Source organism: Streptomyces violaceorubidus, assembly GCF_000717995.1.
GTDB lineage: Bacteria > Actinomycetota > Actinomycetes > Streptomycetales > Streptomycetaceae > Streptomyces > Streptomyces violaceorubidus.
Map to the genome: position 1 here is coordinate 1 of NZ_JODM01000169.1, position 582 is coordinate 582.

The window sequence follows — 582 nt, forward strand, 5'->3', positions numbered from 1 at the left end:
GCCTGCTGCCCACCGGTGGACCCCGACCGGGAAAGACCGCCGGGAGCACCACCGGAGCCCGTGGTACGACGCGTCCCGTACCGCTTCGCCAGCGCCAGGGAAAGCGCCGCCGCATGCTCCTCACCCGCCACCAGATACTCGTGCGTCAGCAGCGTCACGAACGACGCGATCAGCCGGCCACGCTCCTCGGCCCCAGCACTGCGCCTGTCCACGAACGCCACATGATCGGCGCCCACCCGCCCCAGCGCCCACCGCTCGGCCCGCGCGAACACCTCCTCAGACACCGCACCACGCAAGGCGGCCTCGGCCGCCTCCACCGCCCGCAGGTCACCAGCACTCAACCCCTCGGGACGCTCTCACCAGCACTCAACCCCTCGGGACGCTCCCACACCACACCAGCCGACGGCGTGCCAACCGCGACGGCCTCACCCTGACCGGCCCGAACACCCGCAGCCCGCGCCCGCGTCACCGCCGACTCGACCTGTTCGGTGGTGCCGCGCATCAGAACGTACGCCACAGCCGCCACGTGCCGGTCCGCCTCCGACAGCGCGGTGAAATCCCCGGCATGCACGGTGAACCGCT

2 protein-coding genes are annotated in these 582 nt (G+C 72.2%); both read right to left on the minus strand.

Annotated features, from left to right (window positions below; all coding sequences use genetic code 11):
* A partial coding sequence (locus IE94_RS36795; RefSeq protein ID WP_037924947.1) for a hypothetical protein occupies positions 1–317 on the minus strand: 317 nt, incomplete at its 3' end.
* 20 nt (positions 318–337) lie between these two features.
* On the minus strand, positions 338–582 hold a 245-nt coding region (locus IE94_RS40750; protein WP_209441121.1), incomplete at its 5' end, for a hypothetical protein.